The sequence below is a fragment of the Enterobacter sp. Acro-832 genome (assembly GCF_011752745.1).
Classification (GTDB): Bacteria; Pseudomonadota; Gammaproteobacteria; order Enterobacterales; family Enterobacteriaceae; genus Enterobacter; species Enterobacter quasiroggenkampii.
Window position 1 is genome coordinate 1,052,346 of the sequence record NZ_VWWX01000001.1, and the last position, 18,202, is coordinate 1,070,547.

Here is an 18,202-nt window from a genome sequence, read left to right on the forward strand (position 1 = left end):
TGACAATGAAAAACGCACCTAAATTTGCCATCGCACTCATCGCCGCCGCGTGTGTCAGCACCAGTGCTTTCGCCAGCGAAACACCTAAAGAGCAGCCGCTGGAAAAAGTCGCCCCGTATCCGAAAGCGGATAAAGGGATGAAGCGTCAGGTGATCCAGCTGCCGGCACAGCAGGATGAAGCGAATTTCAAAGTAGAGCTGTTAATTGGCAAGACGCTGGAAGTGGATTGCAACCAGCATCGCCTGGGTGGTCAGCTGGAAAGCAAAACGCTGGAAGGCTGGGGTTACGACTACTACGTCTTTGATAAAGTGACCTCGCCGGTCTCCACCATGATGGCCTGCCCGGATGGCAAGAAAGAGAAGAAATTTGTGACAGCGTATCTGGGCGACAATAGCCTGCTGCGCTACAACAGCAAGTTGCCGATCGTGGTTTATACGCCTGAAAACGTGGAAGTGAAGTATCGCGTGTGGAAGGCTGAAGAGAAGATTGAGCAGGCTGTCGTACGTTGAAATTAGGTCGGGTGGCGGCTTCGCCTTACCCGACCTACAAAACAACACCGAACATAGGCCGGGTAGGCGTCAGCGCCACCCGGCTTTTTTACCTTACAGCGCGATATCCGCAACCGGTTTGTTTTCCGGCTGAGGCTTCAGCTCCGCTTTTGGCGCAGCATCCGCAGCCTGCGGTTTGATGTACTGCAGCTGCAGTACGCGGCTGGTGTATTCCAGCTCCTGCTCCGTCGCGCTCACGTTACCGTTCAGCTTCGTGCCGTAGGATGGAATAATGGTCTTCAGCTTCGCCTGCCATTCCGGACTGGCGACTTTATCTTTAAACACTTTTTCCATCAGGTGCAGCATGATTGGCGCAGCGGTAGACGCACCCGGTGACGCACCCAGCAGCGCGGCGATGGTGCCATCCTTATCGCTTACCACTTCGGTGCCCAGACGCAGCACGCCGCCCTCTTTCGGATCGCGCTTGATGATCTGTACGCGCTGACCCGCCTGCCACAGGCGCCAGTCTTCTTTCTTCGCCTGCGGATAGTACTCTTTCAGCGCCTCGAAACGGTCGTCGTCAGAGAGCATCACCTGGCTAATCAGGTATTTCACCAGATCGAAGTTATCCAGCCCCACGTCCATCATCGGCTTGACGTTAGAGGTGGTGGTTGCGCTCAGCAGATCCCACAGGGAGCCGTTTTTCAGGAACTTCGTGGAGAAGGTCGCGAACGGTCCAAACAGCACCACGCGTTTGCCGTCAAGCATACGGGTGTCGATGTGCGGAACAGACATTGGCGGCGCGCCCACGGAAGCCTGACCGTACACTTTTGCCAGATGACGGTTCACCACTTCCGGGTTATCGGACACCAGGAACTGACCGCCGACCGGGAAGCCCGCGTAGTCGTCCGCTTCCGGAATGCCGGACTCCTGCAGCAGCTTCAGCGCCGCGCCGCCCGCACCGATAAAGACAAACTTCGCCTTGATGACGTGCTCGGCTTCATTGTTTTTCAGATCGGCAACGGTCACGCTCCAGCTGTTATCCGCGTTGCGCTTGAAACCGCGCACTTCGGTGCTGAGCTGCAGGTTGAAGTTCTCTTTTTTCTTCAGAGACGTCACCAGCTGACGGGTAATTTCACCGTAGTTGACGTCGGTACCAATTTCGGTACGGGTCGCCGCCACTTTCTGGTTCGGGTCACGACCTTCCATGACCAGCGGAGCCCACTCTTTAATCTGCGCGTGATCTTCAGAGTATTTCATCCCGCGGAACAGCGTGCTCTGCTGCAGTGCGGCGTAGCGCGCACGCAGGAAGTTGACGTTCTGCTCGCCCCACACAAAGCTCATGTGCGGTACGGTATTGATAAAGGAGTGCGGGTCGTGCAGCACGCCGCTGTTGACCTGGTGAGACCAGAACTGACGAGAAACCTGGAACGCCTCGTTGATCTCTACCGCTTTCTCGATACTAATGGAACCGTCCTTTTTCTGCGGCGTATAGTTCAGTTCCATGAGTGCCGAATGGCCGGTACCGGCGTTGTTCCAGCCGTTCGAACTCTCCTGCGCCACGCCATCAAGGCGCTCGACCATGGTCATTGACCAGTCCGGCTGCAGTTCTTGCAGATAGGTTCCCAGCGTGGCGCTCATGATACCGCCACCGATTAAAAGGACGTCCGTTTCCTGCTCTTTTGGTGCGTCAGCTTTCGCCGCCATGGAGACGGTGTTAAGCCCCACGGCCAGAGAAAAGAGCATGGCAGTCATTTTTTTCATAATTTATGCCTTAGTGTAAAAGTGCTTGATGCGTGGAAATTGCAGGTGAAAAAAGCTGCGGGGGCACGGTAACAACTTTTAAATATTGTTTAAAGGTTACGAAATTATTGTAATTGTGAAATTTAATGATGGATTGTTTGTGAGGAATTATCGAAGCGTCTGGTAAAGGGCGGTTTAACGGGCTAGTATGTTGCGTTTTGTGATCGCGCGCACGGAAGCCTGCCCTAACCAGCGAAACGTTATGTACCTACCCCATTCTCCTTTATCTCCCGAAAACCGTGTCGCCAACGTGCTGCGTTCCCCTAAGCAGCTGACGCGTGAAACGCTGGCGGGCGTGATTACCGCCCTGGCGCTGATCCCCGAGGTCATCTCATTTTCCGTGGTGGCGGGCGTTGACCCGAAGGTCAGCCTGATCGCTTCCGTGGTGCTCTGTCTTGCCCTGTCTGTACTGGGCGGTCGCCCGGCGATGGTCACGGCCGCGGCCGGTTCCGTGGCGCTGGTTATTGGGCCCATGGTGCATCAGCACGGCGTACAGTACATTCTTCCCGCCGTGCTCATGGCTGGCGTGATTCAGATTCTTTTTGGCGTGCTGGGCATGGCAAGGCTGATGCGCTTTATTCCCCAGTCGGTCATGACCGGGTTTGTTAACGCCCTCGGGATATTGATTTTCTTTGCGCAGGTTCCCCATTTCTGGAGCCGAAGCCCGCTGATTGTGGGCCTGTTCGTGCTGACGGTACTGATCGTGCTGTGGGTGCCGCGCTATATCAAAAGCATCCCTTCCCCACTGATTGCGATTGTGCTGTTAACCTTGTTTACCGTTTCAACCGGGCAAAGCCTGCCGACCGTGGGCGATGAAGGCGCCATGAGCGGCGGCTTGCCGGGTCTTAGCGAACTTCTGGTCCCTCTCAATCTACAGACGCTGAGCATAATCTGGCCGTGCGCGTTGAGCATCGCGTTTGTCGGCCTGCTGGAATCCCTGCTGACCGCAAAGCTGGTGGATGAGCTGACCGCGACGCCGTCAAGTAAACGCCGCGAAAGCATTGGATTAGGCGTCGGCAATATCCTGGCCGGATTTTACGGTGGTATTGCGGGCTGCGCGATGATCGGACAAACCATCGTTAACGTTGAGATGGGGAAAGGCCGAAGCCGCATTTCAACCTTCGCTGCGGGCATCGTGCTGCTGATCCTGGTGACGGCGCTCAGCGACGTGATGGCCAACATCCCGATGGCGGTGCTGGCGGGTATTATGGCGATTGTCGCCGTCAAAACCTTCAGCTGGCACAGCCTTCAGCCGGCCACGCTGAAAACGGCTCCGATTGCAGAAACGGTCGTCATGCTGGTGACCGTTGCCGCCACGGTATCAACCGGCAATCTGGCGATTGGCGTGCTGGGCGGGATTATCGTCATGGTGCTGCTTCCCGCCCGCATTAAGCGTCGGCTTAAAGCAGAAAAATCGTCGCCAGCCCAAGAAAAATAAAGAAACCGCCGGTATCGGTGATGGCGGTGATCATCACGCTCGACCCCACCGCGGGGTCGCGACCCAGTTTGGTCATGGTCAACGGGATAATAACGCCCATCATCGATGCCACCAGCAGATTCAGCACCATCGCCAGCATCATCACCCCACCCAGCGCCATATCGTCATACAACCACCAGGTGATGCCCCCCATAATCCCGCCCCAGACCAGGCCGTTGATCAACGCCACACCCATCTCTCTGAAGATCAGAAAGGCGAAGTTGCCGGGCTGAATATTCTCCAGCGCCAGCGCGCGAACGATCATCGTGATAGTCTGATTGCCAGTATTACCGCCAATCCCGGCCACAATCGGCATCAGCGAGGCCAGCGCCACCAGCTGCGAAATGGTATGTTCAAAACCGTCAATCACGCGGGAGGCGATAAACGCGGTACACAGGTTAATGGCCAGCCACGCCCAGCGCGTTTTCACCGCCTTGCCGACGGAGGCATGGACGTCATCTCCCGCACTGATCCCCCCCAGCGCACGCAGGTCGTTGTCGGTTTCTTCATAAACGACGTCAACGATCTCGTCGATGGTCAGACGCCCCATCAGTTTGCCAACGGAGTCCACGACGGCGGCACTGACGAGGTCGTCACGTTCGAAGGTACGCGCCGCTTTCTCGGCATCGTCCTCCGGGGAGAAGACCATCGGCTCGTTTTCCATCACCTCGCTCACCTTCCGCTGGGTGCTGTTGAGCAGGATGGTTTTCAGCTCCAGCTCGCCGAGCAGGGTTTTATCCCGGGAGGTAACAAACAGCTTATCGGTGTTATCCGGCATTTTGCCCAGGCGACGCAGATAGCGCTGTACGGTGCCGAGCGTCACGTCCGGGCGCACCGTGATAACGCCGAACTCCATGATCGCGCCGACGCTGTTTTTCTCGTAGTGCATCACCTGACGCACGCGCGCGCGTTCATCGGCAGGCAGTGACGCCAGCAGACGGCCGGTCAGGTTTCGCGGCAGATGCTGAACCAGGTAAATCTGTTCGTCGATATCCAGGGTTTGCAGAGCGTCGAGAATATCCCGGTCGCTCATCTCATCGATCAGGTCGTCCCAGACGTTTTCGGAGGCCTCAAGCAGCACCTGTCCGCGCTCGTGATCCTGCACCAGCCGCCACAGGGCGTGACGTTCTTCCGAGGGAAGCGCTTCCAGGGTATCCGCCAGATCCGGCGGGGGTAAGTGAGCAACCAGCGCACCTACCTCAGCAATATCGTCGGCTAAAGTGCCGACATCATATTGCTCAGCCAGGGTCAGTTTGCCTAATAGCGTAGAGGTGACCGCTTTATCGGTCGTGAGAAGCCAGATCAGTCGCGCACGTTCCTGGTCACGCTGTCTGGCGCTGTTTTTCTTTAATACCGACATCAATCATAAATCCATGAAATAAGTTGGTATTAAGCATAGCGCGAGGATATGTAAATAAGAATAAACAATGGGGCGGGATGGAGAAAAAAGCAGCATTACGGCCACGATTATCCCCTCTCCCTGTGGGAGAGGGTTAGGGTGAGGGCATCAGGCCGTGCGCGCCACCGCGTCACGCGAGGCTGCATCGCGCTCTTCACCGGTCAGCTCGCTCAGCCTGCCGTCGCGCATCTCCAGCAGACGGTCGGCATGAATAAAGTAATGATCGTCGTGGCTGATGGCGAAAATGGTTTTACCCATCTGCTGCATCAGCGGCAGCAGCACCTGATAAAACTCGCGGCGGAAGTGCGGGTCCTGATCCGCCGCCCACTCATCCAGCAGAATGATGTCACGCTCTTCCGCCAGCGCCAGCAGCAGCGCCACGCGCTTTTTCTGCCCTTTGGAAAGCTTCAGATTGAGAATTTTACCATCCTGAAGTTCCAGCTTGTGGGACATCTGCAGCTGCGCCAGCCATTTTTCCACCAGCGCAGGATTGGCCTGCTGCCCTTCCGGACCCAGCAGTTGCTCAAACAGCCAGACGTCGGTGAACACCGCCGAGAAAAGCTTGCGGTAATCCTCGGGCTTCTCCGCGCTCAGCGCTCTGCCATCCAGTAAAATCTCGCCCGACTGCGGCTGATAAAGCCCGGTGAGCAGCATCGCCAGCGTCGATTTACCGCTGCCGTTGCCGCCAATCAGGAACAGCAGCTCGCCGCGGCGGATCGTCAGGTTGACCGGCCCCACGGAGAAGGCGCTGTCCTGATAGCGGAACGTGACGTTACGCAGCTCCAGCGTCTGCCAGTCAGGGAAGGCTTGCGGGCGCGGGAATTCGGCTTTAAACGGCGCGAGATCGAATTTGTTGAGCTTATTAAAGGCCACCTGCGCACTCAGTAAGGTGGGCAACGCGCCGACCGCCGAGAGCAGCGGCGTGCGCAAAAACAGCAGCGTCAGCGAGTAGGTTGCCGCGACGTTGGTGTCCGCCCAGCCCAGGCTGTTCGCCATCCAGAATACCAGACCAATGGCGCCCAGCATCATAATGTTTGACCAGTTCACCGCACTCAGGTGGAAGGTATCAGCGCGAATGATGTGATGCCGGTACTCGTGTGCGTCCGGAATATAGAGATGGTTAAAGATATACTCGGCGCGCTCGCGGTTCAGGGTGAGTTCTTTGCGCCCTTCCAGTACCGTCTGGTAGTCGTTATAGAGCTTATCTTCGGTTTCGCGCAGCACCGCCATGTGTTTATAGACGCGTGACACCAGGACAAAACCGCCCCAGATGGTAATGGCGATCCACAGCGCAGTCACCGCCAGCATTTTGCTGGAGAGCCAGGCGAGATAGGCCGCCGAGCCAAAGGTCAGAATGATCCCCTGCACCAGCTCGGGCAGACGAACGAACGCGATGGTAATGGCGCGTACGTCGCTGGTCAGCCCCGCCAACAGGGAGGCGCTGCCGAGCTGCTCAACGCGTTCGACCTGGGTGTCCAGGATCCGCTTGATAAACTCACTGCGCAAACGAAAAACGAAATGGTGGCCGAGCGCGGTCAGCGCCAGCTGGGAGCCGAGCGTAACCGCCATCAGCAGCAGCAGCAGGCCAAGAAACTCCGGCAATACGGAGAGCGAGGTGTCGACCATTTCAATCAACCGCACGTTAATAAACGCGATCAGGCCAATACCCAGTGCGGCGCTGGCCAGGCTTAACGCCATAACGGCGATGAAGGGCCAGCAGTACTGACGCCAGACGAGGAGAAGTAGTTGCATGCAGGCAATCCGGACAATAAAAATCAGCGAGCAGTGTAAACTGCCCTGCGCGGACATCAAGAATAATTCTTATTTTAGTTTACGCATCCCCGCCTGACGGAAGGTCAGATTAAAGCGGTACTCCCCCGTGAGGGGGTGGACGCCGGGTTTCAGCGGCTGAATGCCGTGATAATAAAGCCGCGATTCCCTGCCCCACACCACCACATCGCCATGTTCCAGCATAATGCGTTTGAGCGGATCGTTGCGGCGTAATCCCCCAAACTGAAAGACGGCAGGCAGGCCTAACGATACCGAAACGATAGGCGCGCGCAGATCGGGCTCATCCTTGTCCTGATGCAGCGAGAGCTTCGCACCGACGGCGTAGCGGTTAATCAGACAGGCATCAGGACGAAAATCCGGATAATCCGCCGCCACGGCAGCCTCGTGACAAAGTGCCTGAAAAACCTCAGGCATGGGAGGCCACGGCCGGTCGGTCGTGGGATCGTTTGGAGCATACACATACCCACGTTCGTTTGTCGCCCAGCCCAGTTCGCCGCAGTTGGCCATGGCCACCGACATGGTGTAGCCGCCCGGTGTCACCATATGGCGAAACGGTGAAACCGCCGTGACCTCTTCAATACCGGCAAGCAACGCCTCCGCACGGGAGAGTGCAAAGCGGCGGAGGATCACCGCCCCTGGCGCAAGCGGTTCCTGCCAGGGTTCAGCATCCGCAAAAAGATCGAGCATTATTCCTCCCGGCGTTTCGCCTCACGTTTCAGTAACAGGGCTTTTCGCGCCGTCCCCCAGCGATAGCCCGACAGCGCACCGTCGTTGCGAACCACCCGATGGCAGGGGATCACAATTGCCAGCGTGTTTGCCGCACAGGCGCCTGCTACGGCGCGTACCGCACTGGGTTGGCCAATCGCCTGCGCCACCTGCTGATAGCTTGCCGTTTCGCCGCAGGGAATAGTGCGAAGGGCCTGCCAGACGCGCTGCTGGAACGCGGTACCGCGAATATCCAGCGGCAGCGCAAGCGGTACGTCGCGGTTATCAATACTGGCAATGACCTGGTGGATCCGCTGCACAAAGGCGCCGTCCAGCGGCGCGTGCGTAGCTTTTGGAAATTGCGTGGCAAGCTCTGCGGTGACTTCCGCATCGGTGTCACCCAGCAGAATCGCGCAGATCCCCCGCTCGCTTTCGGCGACCAGACAGCGTCCTAGCGAACAGTCATGGATGGCATACCGCACGGCCACCTCTCCTTTACGGTACTGCTTCGCCGTCATGCCCAACGCATCGTTGGCTTTACGATAATAGCTGCTGCTGTCGGGAAATCCCGCCGCCAGCACGGCATCGGTAATTTTGTCTCCCTGCGCAAGCGCGGTGCGCAGACGCTGACCCCGCGCAGCCTGCTGCCAGGCTTTTGGCGTCATGCCGGTCACCGACTTAAACAGGCGGTGGAAATGGAAAGGACTCATGGCAACCTGCTCCGCCAGTCTCTCCAGGGTTAACGCGGGATCCTGCTCCAGAAGCCGGCAGGCATGTTCCACTTTTGCCAGCTTCTGCGCCTGAGGATCGCGTTTGTCCGGCATGCAGCGCTTGCACGGACGAAAGCCTGCCTGCGCGGCATGGTGGGCATCAGGATAAAAACAGACATTTTTACGCAGCGCGTGGCGGGCACGGCATGACGGGCGGCAGAAAATACCCGTCGTCTGCACGGCGAAGACAAACTGATCGTCAGCGAGCGGATCGCGGGCCAGCACGGCCCGCCAGCGATCCTCATCGGTCATTAAGGTTGGGTTTTTCATGATCGGCTCCTCGTATAAGCATACATAGAGCGTGCCTGAGCGCCACCGATAAAAAACCCGCAACCTTGCTTTTTAATTTTTGTCGCTGACCAGGAAACTGTTGAACTGCGGCGAGCTCCAGGTTTTGAACCCGTCGCCCTCTTTGGTGATCATATAAACCGCCAGCCCTTCCTGACGGACCACCTCTTTGGCTTTTTCCGGGCCGAGAACCATTAATCCGGTATCCCAGGCATCCGCTTCCAGCGCGGTGGGGGCAATGACCGTCACCGAGACCAGGTTATGCGTGATGGGGCGTCCGGTCTGCGGATCAATCACGTGCGAAATACGCTTCCCGTCAAGCTCGTAATAGTTGCGATAGCTTCCGGAGGTGCTGATGCCATGTCCGTTGATATCCACTATCGCCTGCACGGCATTTTGCCGATCGGTTGGTTTTTGAATCGCTACGCGCCACGGTTTATCGCTGGCGTTCATACCCCGACTGACCAACGCGCCGCCCACCGAGACCAGATATCGGGAAATTCCTTCCTGCGCCATCAGTGCAGCAAGATGATCCGCCGCATAGCCTTCCCCGACCGTCGACAGATCGACAAACAGATCGGGGATATCTTTTTGCAGGTACTGCTGCCCGTACTGGTTGATCACGGTCAGATGCTGTAGCCCTGTCCGGGCGCGAGCGTCATCAATGGCCGCCTGTTCGGGCGTCTTCACCGGCTGTTTATTGGGGCCAAATCCCCAGAGGTTCACCAGAGGACCGACGGTCACATCCATCGCCCCGTTGGTTTTATAACCCACGCGCATTGCCTCGGTCACGATATCGGCCATCGCCTCGCTCACCGGCCACAGAGAGGTGCTGGTCGAAAGGTTAAAGCGCATCAGCGCCGAGTCATTTTTATAGGTCGACAGCAGCTGATCGTCGGCGTCCAGCTGCGACTGGATTTTGCCGCGAAGTTCATCCGTGCGTGTTTTATCGAGGTTCATCACGCTGACGCGCCAGAAGGTGCCCATCGTTTTACCTTCGAGCACCGTCGCGGCAGGTGCATCGGTTTTCGCCACGGTCGCGGGATCGTTACACGCGGTCAGGAAAAAAAGCATAGCCAGAAAGCTGGCGCGTAAAAAAGTCATGTCCATTCATTATTATCCTCATGCCAGGGCGGCAAGAGTACACCAAAACAGGGGCGTTGTGAGAATCTGAGAAGCACAAAAAAGGGGGCCATCAGGCCCCCTTACGTCACACGTTAACGCGATTAGAACTGGTAAACCAGGCCCAGCGCGACGATATCGTCAGTACCGATACCCGCCTGACGGGTGAAGTCATTTTCATCAACCAGGTTGATTTTGTAATCCACGTAGGTGGACATGTTTTTGTTGAAGTAGTAAGTCGCACCCACATCAACATATTTCAGCAGATCCTGATCGCCGTACCCTTCGATGTCTTTGCCTTTAGACTGCAGGTAAGCCACGGATGGACGCAGGCCGAAGTCGAACTGGTACTGAGCAACCACTTCGAAGTTCTGCGCTTTGTTGGCAAAGCCGTAAGCGGTAGTTGGGTTGCTGCCGTTAGAGGTACCGAAACGGGTTGCGTTGTAGGTCTGAGAGTACTGCGCTGCCAGATAGATATTGTTGGCATCGTATTTCAGGCCACCAGAATAGACTTCTGCGTGATCGCCCTTACCGTATACGCCAGCTGCATTCTGGTCGGCGGTACGTTTGGAGGAGGACATCGCACCACCCACGCTGAAGCCTTCGCCCAGGTTATAGGTCACGGATGCACCGTAGCCGTCGCCGTTCTGGTTCAGCAGGCTGCGACCGTTAGTGTTTTCACCGCTTACGCTGCCGTTTTTACCCTGATACTGCAGAGCAAAGTTCAGGCCATCAACCAGACCGAAGAAGTCCTGGTTACGGTAGGTTGCCACGCCGTTAGCACGAGACTGGAGGAAGTTGTCGGCACCATAGGTGTCACCGCCGAATTCTGGCAGTACGTCGGTCCAGGAGGTCACGTCGTAAATCACGCCATAGTTACGACCATAATCAAAGGAGCCAGCTTCAGCAAACTTCAGACCTGCGAACGCCACACGCGTCCAGGACTGGTTGTCACCTTCATTGGTGTTGCCCTGGATCTGATATTCCCACTGGCCGTAACCGGTCAGCTGATCGTTAACCTGAGTTTCGCCTTTGAAGCCAAGACGCATGTAGGTCTTGTCGCCATCGTTACCCTTGTCGTCAGAGAAATAGTGCAGACCATCAACTTTACCGTACAGATCTAATTTGTTGCCATCTTTGTTATAAATTTCGGCCGCATTTGCTGCGCCTGCCACCAGGAGTGCTGGTACCAGGAGGGACAGTACTTTAACTTTCATTTTATTAACCCTCTGTTATATGCCTTATAATTGCCACTGCTTACTGGTTAACCCTCATTAACCAGTCGGCAATTTCATTCTCCGCAAAATTACAGAATAATCCAACGCGAATATGATACGAAAACTTTGAAGATGTTTCATTTATCAGTCAACATGTTTCAAAATGTAAATATCAAGGAACTTTTACAAAGCACAAATAGCTTAGAAATTTAGCACTTATAATCAAAAGAAAAAACAGAACCATAATAATCAATAGGTTATAATAAAAATCGTTACAGCACTGAATGACAAAACAAGATCGCACCTAATCTCTAAAATATCTCTCGCTATCATCATTAACTTTATTTATTACCGTCATTCAGTTTTGAATGTCTGTTTATCCCTAATTGAGCCGGATGCTTCGCATTCGGTTTTTTTTTACCTTTCTTTACGTAACTTCTCATTTTTTGTGCTACCGCGCCGAAATTGTAACGACTATTAACTAAATTCTCATCGGCCGTCCTTCGCGAACGCACAATTGATGTAAAACTTAATTTCTTGTTAATTCGTGCTATTTGCTGGCTGAGCGCACTTATTATTTGTACGCGCCCGGCGTGTTTGTACATGTTTACTGCGCCACACGCTGCCGATATTGTCCGTTGAAAAAGTCGCCTTTTCCCGGACAGTGGCGCTGGAAATTCAGTTATTACCCTTTATACTGCCCTATCGCCACAGAGCATGACCATGACGGGTTAAAGATATCAATGAGTCAGACTGAAACCACCGCCCCGAGCAAATTCTCCCTCCTCCCCGGGAGCATCACCCGTTTCTTTCTTCTTTTGATCGTTGTGCTGTTAGTGACCATGGGGGTGATGGTACAAAGCGCGGTTAATGCCTGGCTGAAGGACAAAAGCTATCAGGTCGTCGATATCACCCACGCCGTGCATAAGCGCATCGATACCTGGCGCTACGCCACCTGGCAGATTTACGACAATATTGCAGCTGCACCGGCCTCCTCATCCGGAGATGGACTTCAGGAGACACGGCTTAAGCAGGATGTCTATTACCTCGAAAAACCGCAGCGTAAGACTGAGGCGCTTATTTTTGGCTCTCACGACAGCGCGACGCTTGAGATGACACAGCGTATTTCGACCTATCTGGATACCCTCTGGGGTGCCGAAACGGTGCCATGGTCGATGTACTATCTGAACGGTCAGGACAACAGCATGATCCTGATCTCAACGCTGCCGTTAAAAGATCTCTCTTCCGGGTTTAAAGAGACCACCGTGGGCAGCATCGTCGATTCCCGCCGGGCAGAGATGCTGCAGCAGGCGAACGCCCTTGATGAACGTGAGAGCTTCTCTTCTCTGCGCCGCCTGGCCTGGCAAAACGGTCATTATTTTACTCTGCGCACCACCTTCAACCAGCCAGGACATCTGGCGACGGTGGTCGCCTTCGATTTACCCATTAATGATTTAATCCCGCCGGATATGCCGCTCGATAGCTTCCGTCTGGAGCCCGACAGCAGCACCCAGAACATGCGTGCGGCGTCTGACAAAGAGGCCGCAGAGAGTGTATCGATCTCCTTTAACGGTTCAAAAATCGAAATTGCCTCATCCCTGAACTCGACCGGTATGCGTCTGGTGTGGCAGGTGCCGTTTGGTACGCTGTTGCTCGACACGCTGCAAAATATCCTGTTGCCTCTGCTGCTGAATATCGGTCTGCTGGCGCTGGCGCTATTTGGCTACAGCACCTTCCGCTTCCAGTCGGGACGTCAGAGCGACGCCGCGGCGGTCCCGGCCGGAACCAGCAATGAGCTGCGCGTATTACGCGCGCTGAATGAAGAGATTGTTTCCGTGCTGCCGCTTGGGGTCTTAGTTCACGATCAGGAAGCAAATCGTACGGTAATGAGCAATAAAATTGCCGACCATCTGCTGCCGCATCTTAACCTGCAGAACATCACCACCATGGCGGATCAGCACCAGGGGGTGATTCAGGCCACCATCAACAATGAACTGTACGAGATCCGCCAGTTCCGCAGCCAAGTGGCTTCACGTACGCAAATCTTCATCATCCGCGATCAGGATCGCGAAGTGCTGGTGAATAAAAAGCTCAAGCAGGCGCAAAGACTGTATGAGAAAAACCAGCAGGGGCGCGCCGCATTTATGCAGAACATTGGCGATGCCTTCAAGCAGCCGTTAAAAACGCTGGCGACCCAGGCGGCGGCGTTAAATACGTCAGAAAGCCACCAGCTTGCCTGCCAGGCCGACTCGCTGGTCAGAATGGTTGATGAGATCCAGCTGGCGAACATGCTGGAGAATGATTTCTGGAAGGGAACCCCCACCCTCTTCTCCATTCAGGATCTGATCGATGAAGTGGTTCCGGAAGTCCTGCCCGTGATTAAGCGCAAAGGGCTGCAACTGCTGATCAATAACAATCTTCCGGCAAATGACGAGCGCCACGGCGATCGTGAAGCGCTGCGCCGCATACTGTTGATGATTATTCAGTACGCGGTGACCACCACGCAGATCGGCAAGATTACCCTCGAAGTCAGTACGGAGGAGTCGGCAGAAGACCGCCTGACGTTCCGCATCCTGGACACCGGGGAAGGCGTCACCACGAGTGAAATTGATAATCTGCACTTCCCGTTCCTGAATGACACGCAAAGCGATCGCTACGGCAAGGCAAATGCCCTTACCTTCTGGCTGTGCGATCAGCTGGCGCGTAAGCTCGGCGGCCATCTCAATATCAAGGCCCGTGAATCTCTCGGCACCCGCTATTCTCTGCACGTGAAAATGGCGGCCAATCCGCAGGAAGAAGATGAAGAGCGTCTGCTGGATGATGTCGTGGTGATGGTCGATGTTACGTCGAACGAGATCCGCAATATTGTCGTTCGTCAGTTAGAAAACTGGGGTGCGGCCTGCATCACGCCGGATGAAAGACTTGCAAGTCAAGAATTTGATCTGTTTTTAACTGATAATCCGTCTAATCTTACTGCCTCCGGCTTGCTTTTAAGCGATGATGAGTCAGGCGTGCGGAAAATCGGCCCTGGCCAGCTGCGCGTCAACTTTAATATAAGCAATGCGATGCAGGAAGCTGTACTACAACTAATAGAAGAGCAGCTGGCGCAGGAAGAGATAGCGGAATCACCGTTAGGCGGTAATGAAAATGCCGAGCTTCACGCCAGCGGATACTATTCACTCTTTGTTGATACAGTACCAGATGATGTTAAGCGGTTGTATACTGAGTCCGCTGCAAATGATTTTGCAGCGCTGGCACAGACAGCACACCGGCTTAAAGGGGTGTTTGCCATGCTTAATCTGGTTCCCGGCAAGCAGTTATGTGAAACGCTGGAACATCTAATTCGTGAGAAAGATGCCTCTGGCATTGAAAAATACATCAGCGACATTGACGCCTACGTCAAAAGCTTGCTGTAGCAAGGTAGCCTTATACATGAACAATATGAACGTAATTATTGCCGATGACCATCCGATTGTACTGTTCGGTATTCGCAAATCACTTGAACAGATCGAGTGGGTGAATGTAGTCGGTGAATTTGAAGACTCCACAGCACTGATCAATAACCTCCCAAAACTTGATGCACACGTGCTCATTACCGATCTCTCCATGCCTGGAGACAAATACGGTGATGGGATCACGCTCATCAAATATATTAAACGTCACTTCCCGGATATCTCGATCATTGTTCTGACCATGAACAACAACCCGGCGATCCTGAGCGCGGTTCTGGATCTGGACATCGAAGGGATTGTGCTGAAACAAGGCGCACCGACCGATCTGCCTAAAGCGCTTGCGGCGCTGCAGAAAGGCAAGAAGTTCACGCCTGAAAGCGTTTCTCGTTTGCTGGAAAAAATCAGCGCGGGTGGCTACGGTGACAAACGCCTGTCGCCGAAAGAGAGTGAAGTTCTGCGCCTGTTCGCAGAAGGTTTCCTGGTGACCGAGATTGCCAAGAAGCTGAACCGCAGTATTAAAACCATCAGCAGCCAGAAGAAATCAGCGATGATGAAGCTGGGCGTGGATAACGATATTGCTCTGCTGAACTATCTCTCCTCCGTCACGCTGAGCGCAACCGACAAGGATTGATATCCGCTGTTTATGCCGGGTGGCGCTCGCGCTTACCCGGCCTACAGAACCCGCAGGCCCGCGCAAGCGCAGTACCGCCGGGCAATTAAAAAAGGCCCTTCCGGGCCTTTTTTATATCCGCGTTTTTCTCACACGCTCCGCGTAAATCGACAATGTCTGCTTCAGCACGTCCAGCGTCACCGGTTTCGACAGACAGCTGTCCATGCCTGACTCCAGACAGCGCTGTTTCTCTTCCGCCAGCGCGTTCGCCGTTACGCCCACCACTGGCAACGTCAGGCCAAGCTGTCGGATGCGCTGCGTCAGACGGTAGCCGTCCATGTTGGGCATGTTGACGTCGCTCAGCACGATATCAATATGATTCTTACTCAGCACGTTCAGCGCATCCACGCCGTCATTGGCGGTTTTGCACTGGTAGCCCAGCGATCCAAGCTGGTCAGCCAGCAGGCGACGGTTTATCGGATGGTCATCCACCACCAGAATCATCATATCGTCGTTCACCGACGCCAGAGACTCCGGTGACGGCAATCCGCCCGCGCCGTCGCTCTCTTCCAGTTCCACTTTGTAGATGCGTGCCAGCAGGCTCAACAGCTCGTGCGGGGTGGCGACACTGTGTACCCATTCCCCTGGCGCACGCTCAACCGGGATACCGATGTGGCGACGGCAGAAGAGCACTGACCCTCTCCCCTGCCACGGCTGTTCCGGCATCTCGTCGGCGATCAGCACATCGTCCACGTCCGGTGTTTGACCTTCATAGCGGCACACCCTCACGCCGCTGTGGGTAAGCAGCGCCGTCAGATAGTCATTCAGCGAGGCGTTATGCACCGCCAGCCAGCAGCGCTTATCGCTCAGCCCGTCTACCGTGGCTTTTGCCGGATACTGCGCCGAATAGAGCGGAATGCGGATGGTGAACTGGCTGCCCATGCCGGGCTCGGTATCCACGGAGATATCACCGTCCATCATGCTGACGAGCTTCTCACAAATCGCCAGCCCCAGTCCGGTACCCTGGAAGTTACGCTGCACGCCGGTCCCGACCTGGAAGAACGGGTCGAACAGGCGAACCACCTCCTTCGCCGGGATGCCGACCCCCGTGTCGCGCACGCGAATGCTCAGGTAATCCCCCGCCCGGCAGACGTGCAGCACAATACAGCCGGTATCGGTGAATTTAATGGCGTTGCTGAGCAGGTTAGAGATGACCTGCTGCAGGCGCATCGGATCGCCGTGCAGCGTCAGCGGAACGTCCGGCTCAATAAAGCAGTAGAGCCCCAGCTGTTTACGCACCACCAGCGGGAGATAGTTGGCGCTGATATGGTTCATCACCTCGCGCGGCGAAAACTCGCGCGGCTCGATTTTCAGCTGCTCGGACTCGATTTTAGAGAAGTCCAGAATATCGCTGATGATTTTCAGCAGCAGGCTGGAGGAGTTGTTCATCGCCGTCACCAGCCGGTCGACACCTTTCGGCAGCTCTTTAGTCTGCAGCAGGTCGAGGTTACCGATGATCCCGTACAGCGGCGTACGCAGCTCGTGGCTGACGGTGGCAAGGAACATGGACTTCGACTGGCTGGCCTGCTCTGCCGCCTGCGCCATCTCCTGCAACGACTCTTCCATCTTCACGCGCGCGGAGACATCCACCAGCACGCAAATCGCCACGTTTTCATTGCGATAGCGGGAATGCACAAAGCTGATCTGCAGGTTGGTGTGCGTACTGGTCAACACGTCGACAAAGTTAACCTGCTGACCGCAGATAATTTGCGTCAGCCTCTGCCGGTCTTCGTGCGTCAGCATGTTCAGGTAGTTATGTGCCAGTTCGTTACTCAGGATATTGGTCCCGTCCTGGGTACGCAGAATACAGATCCCCACCGGCGCAGAGGCAACAATCTTGCGGTTAAACTGCTCATGTTCCTCCAGTCGCTGGGCGTCGCTTTCGGCAGGAATAAAGATTTTCCGCTCATACATGCGCGCCAGCGTAAACAGCGCGCCCCCCGCCAGCAGGTTGAGCAGAATCGCATTCATGATAAGAATGCGTATCCGCTCAAGCACCATATCCACCGGCAGCGAATAGACGATACTGAGCGACGAAGGCGGCAGGCTCTTCTTCAGCACCAGCTCGCGGAAACCTGAGGTATAGCCAAACCACGACCGCTCCTGCATCCAGTGCGGTTCGACGTTTAGACGGTTATCAGGCCCGGCAAGTGAGATCAGCTGATGACCGTTTTCATCCAGAATGGTCACGCCCATGGGAAGGCTGCCCGGGGTGAAGAAGTTTTCCATGCGAATGGTCTGCTCAATCCCCAGCAGCGCCTGCAGGCGATTGCCCAGATAAACCGGCGTCAGCGCGTAGAAATAGCCCACGCCCGGACGCGGGCCCTGGCTCACCCAGAAGATGTTATTGCCGCGCTCGTCCTGCGGTGCATTGCGGTATTTCACAATACGTTCATGCAGGCTTTTCAGCGCATCGTCACGCTCAACGGGTACGTCGCGCAGGCCAAAGTCAGCCATGCAGAGATTCTCGCTGCCAATCAGGAAGACGCGGTTCAGGTCATAGGCGGCGGAGAAATTGTCGCGCCAGTAGCGCATAAACCAGGCGAGCGATTCCAGAGAGCCGCGCCAGGTATTGCTCATGGTGGAGCAATCGGAATCCGGGAACAGCGGCTGGAAGTCCGGGACTTCGGTTTTGTCATCACGCCCGCGAAGCGCAAGGATACCGTTTTCCGCCGTCAGACGATTTTCGGCAATATACTTCAGCTCCTTCATCACGTCAGACGTTCGCTGAATGTAGCGCTGGGCCTGGTCGGAGCTTAAGTTAAACTCCTGGCGGATCTCCGCTTCTTTCTGGTGCAGGGCGTTAACGATGTAAAACACCGAGAACAGGGCCACCAGCAGCCAAAGCAGGAGCGCCAGCGCCCGAAACAGATAGCGAGAGACTTTCAGCGTAGTACGAAAGGAGACGAGGTATTTCAAGGGGGCGAGGCTCCGCCGTCGGGGTCAAAAGAATGTGGTTAAGGTAGCGGTAAACGCGCCAGGTCGCAACGTTGACTTATCTGCTTGTGCAAAAGAAAAGG

The 18,202-nt window shown here is 55.5% G+C and carries 12 protein-coding genes; 4 read left to right on the plus strand and 8 right to left on the minus strand.

Annotated features, from left to right (window positions below; genetic code table 11):
• The first annotated feature begins 5 nt into the window (after positions 1 to 5).
• Complete coding sequence (eco, locus tag F3J31_RS04850) at positions 6 to 509, plus strand: serine protease inhibitor ecotin (protein ID WP_045351839.1); 504 nt, start codon at positions 6 to 8, stop codon at positions 507 to 509.
• 93 nt (positions 510 to 602) lie between these two features.
• Here eco and mqo read toward each other — a convergent pair whose 3' ends face one another.
• Positions 603 to 2,252, minus strand: coding sequence for a malate dehydrogenase (quinone) (mqo, locus tag F3J31_RS04855; RefSeq protein WP_023344564.1), 1,650 nt, complete (start codon positions 2,250 to 2,252; stop codon positions 603 to 605).
• A gap of 187 nt (positions 2,253 to 2,439) precedes the next feature.
• Here mqo and F3J31_RS04860 point away from each other — a divergent pair, with 187 nt between their 5' ends.
• Entirely contained in the window at positions 2,440 to 3,729 is a 1,290-nt protein-coding gene (locus F3J31_RS04860; protein ID WP_167211650.1) for a SulP family inorganic anion transporter, read from the plus strand.
• On the opposite strand, the gene mgtE is transcribed toward F3J31_RS04860, so the two are convergent.
• The 6 genes from mgtE to F3J31_RS04890 form a co-directional block, all read right to left on the minus strand.
• Positions 3,692 to 5,128: a magnesium transporter gene (gene mgtE / locus F3J31_RS04865; protein ID WP_045414667.1), complete on the minus strand. Its 1,437-nt coding sequence runs from the start codon at positions 5,126 to 5,128 to the stop codon at positions 3,692 to 3,694. The two genes, F3J31_RS04860 and mgtE, sit on opposite strands and share 38 nt — an antisense overlap.
• Before the next feature lie 147 nt (positions 5,129 to 5,275).
• Complete coding sequence (locus F3J31_RS04870) at positions 5,276 to 6,919, minus strand: multidrug ABC transporter permease/ATP-binding protein (protein WP_167211653.1); 1,644 nt, start codon at positions 6,917 to 6,919, stop codon at positions 5,276 to 5,278.
• 69 nt (positions 6,920 to 6,988) lie between these two features.
• The gene (gene alkB, locus F3J31_RS04875; protein WP_167211656.1) at positions 6,989 to 7,645 is read right to left on the minus strand and encodes a DNA oxidative demethylase AlkB; all 657 of its coding nucleotides are present in this window, start codon (positions 7,643 to 7,645) and stop codon (positions 6,989 to 6,991) included.
• Positions 7,645 to 8,703, minus strand: a complete 1,059-nt coding sequence (gene ada / locus F3J31_RS04880; RefSeq protein ID WP_167211659.1) for a bifunctional DNA-binding transcriptional regulator/O6-methylguanine-DNA methyltransferase Ada — start codon at positions 8,701 to 8,703, stop codon at positions 7,645 to 7,647. Before ada ends, alkB begins: the two co-directional genes overlap by 1 nt.
• Positions 8,704 to 8,775: 72 nt before the next feature.
• Positions 8,776 to 9,831 (minus strand): FAD:protein FMN transferase ApbE, encoded by a 1,056-nt coding sequence (gene apbE, locus F3J31_RS04885; RefSeq protein ID WP_045908705.1) that lies wholly within the window; start codon positions 9,829 to 9,831, stop codon positions 8,776 to 8,778.
• Positions 9,832 to 9,947: 116 nt separating this feature from the next.
• Positions 9,948 to 11,060: a porin OmpC gene (locus tag F3J31_RS04890; protein ID WP_048224198.1), complete on the minus strand. Its 1,113-nt coding sequence runs from the start codon at positions 11,058 to 11,060 to the stop codon at positions 9,948 to 9,950.
• 743 nt (positions 11,061 to 11,803) lie between these two features.
• On the opposite strand from F3J31_RS04890, the gene rcsD reads away from it, so the two are divergent.
• Together rcsD and rcsB are read left to right on the plus strand one after the other, a co-directional pair.
• Positions 11,804 to 14,476: a phosphotransferase RcsD gene (rcsD, locus tag F3J31_RS04895; RefSeq protein WP_045908706.1), complete on the plus strand. Its 2,673-nt coding sequence runs from the start codon at positions 11,804 to 11,806 to the stop codon at positions 14,474 to 14,476.
• Between the two features lie 16 nt (positions 14,477 to 14,492).
• The gene (gene rcsB, locus F3J31_RS04900; protein ID WP_003859405.1) at positions 14,493 to 15,143 is read left to right on the plus strand and encodes a response regulator transcription factor RcsB; all 651 of its coding nucleotides are present in this window, start codon (positions 14,493 to 14,495) and stop codon (positions 15,141 to 15,143) included.
• A 111-nt stretch (positions 15,144 to 15,254) separates the two neighbouring features.
• Here the strand turns inward: rcsB and rcsC are convergent, their stop codons facing one another.
• Complete coding sequence (gene rcsC, locus F3J31_RS04905; RefSeq protein ID WP_104950479.1) at positions 15,255 to 18,101, minus strand: two-component system sensor histidine kinase RcsC; 2,847 nt, start codon at positions 18,099 to 18,101, stop codon at positions 15,255 to 15,257.
• Positions 18,102 to 18,202: the final 101 nt, after the last annotated feature.

What these genes read in the sequence shown, in the direction of transcription:
- F3J31_RS04890 (WP_048224198.1), bottom strand. Translation starts at nt 11,060, where the DNA reads ATGAAAGTTAAAGTACTGTCCCTCCTGGTACCAGCACTCCTGGTGGCA.
- F3J31_RS04860 (WP_167211650.1), top strand. Translation starts at nt 2,440, where the DNA reads ATGTTGCGTTTTGTGATCGCGCGCACGGAAGCCTGCCCTAACCAGCGA.
- alkB (WP_167211656.1), bottom strand. Translation starts at nt 7,645, where the DNA reads ATGCTCGATCTTTTTGCGGATGCTGAACCCTGGCAGGAACCGCTTGCG.
- ada (WP_167211659.1), bottom strand. Translation starts at nt 8,703, where the DNA reads ATGAAAAACCCAACCTTAATGACCGATGAGGATCGCTGGCGGGCCGTG.
- mgtE (WP_045414667.1), bottom strand. Translation starts at nt 5,128, where the DNA reads ATGTCGGTATTAAAGAAAAACAGCGCCAGACAGCGTGACCAGGAACGT.
- mqo (WP_023344564.1), bottom strand. Translation starts at nt 2,252, where the DNA reads ATGAAAAAAATGACTGCCATGCTCTTTTCTCTGGCCGTGGGGCTTAAC.
- eco (WP_045351839.1), top strand. Translation starts at nt 6, where the DNA reads ATGAAAAACGCACCTAAATTTGCCATCGCACTCATCGCCGCCGCGTGT.
- apbE (WP_045908705.1), bottom strand. Translation starts at nt 9,831, where the DNA reads ATGGACATGACTTTTTTACGCGCCAGCTTTCTGGCTATGCTTTTTTTC.
- F3J31_RS04870 (WP_167211653.1), bottom strand. Translation starts at nt 6,919, where the DNA reads ATGCAACTACTTCTCCTCGTCTGGCGTCAGTACTGCTGGCCCTTCATC.
- rcsB (WP_003859405.1), top strand. Translation starts at nt 14,493, where the DNA reads ATGAACAATATGAACGTAATTATTGCCGATGACCATCCGATTGTACTG.
- rcsD (WP_045908706.1), top strand. Translation starts at nt 11,804, where the DNA reads ATGAGTCAGACTGAAACCACCGCCCCGAGCAAATTCTCCCTCCTCCCC.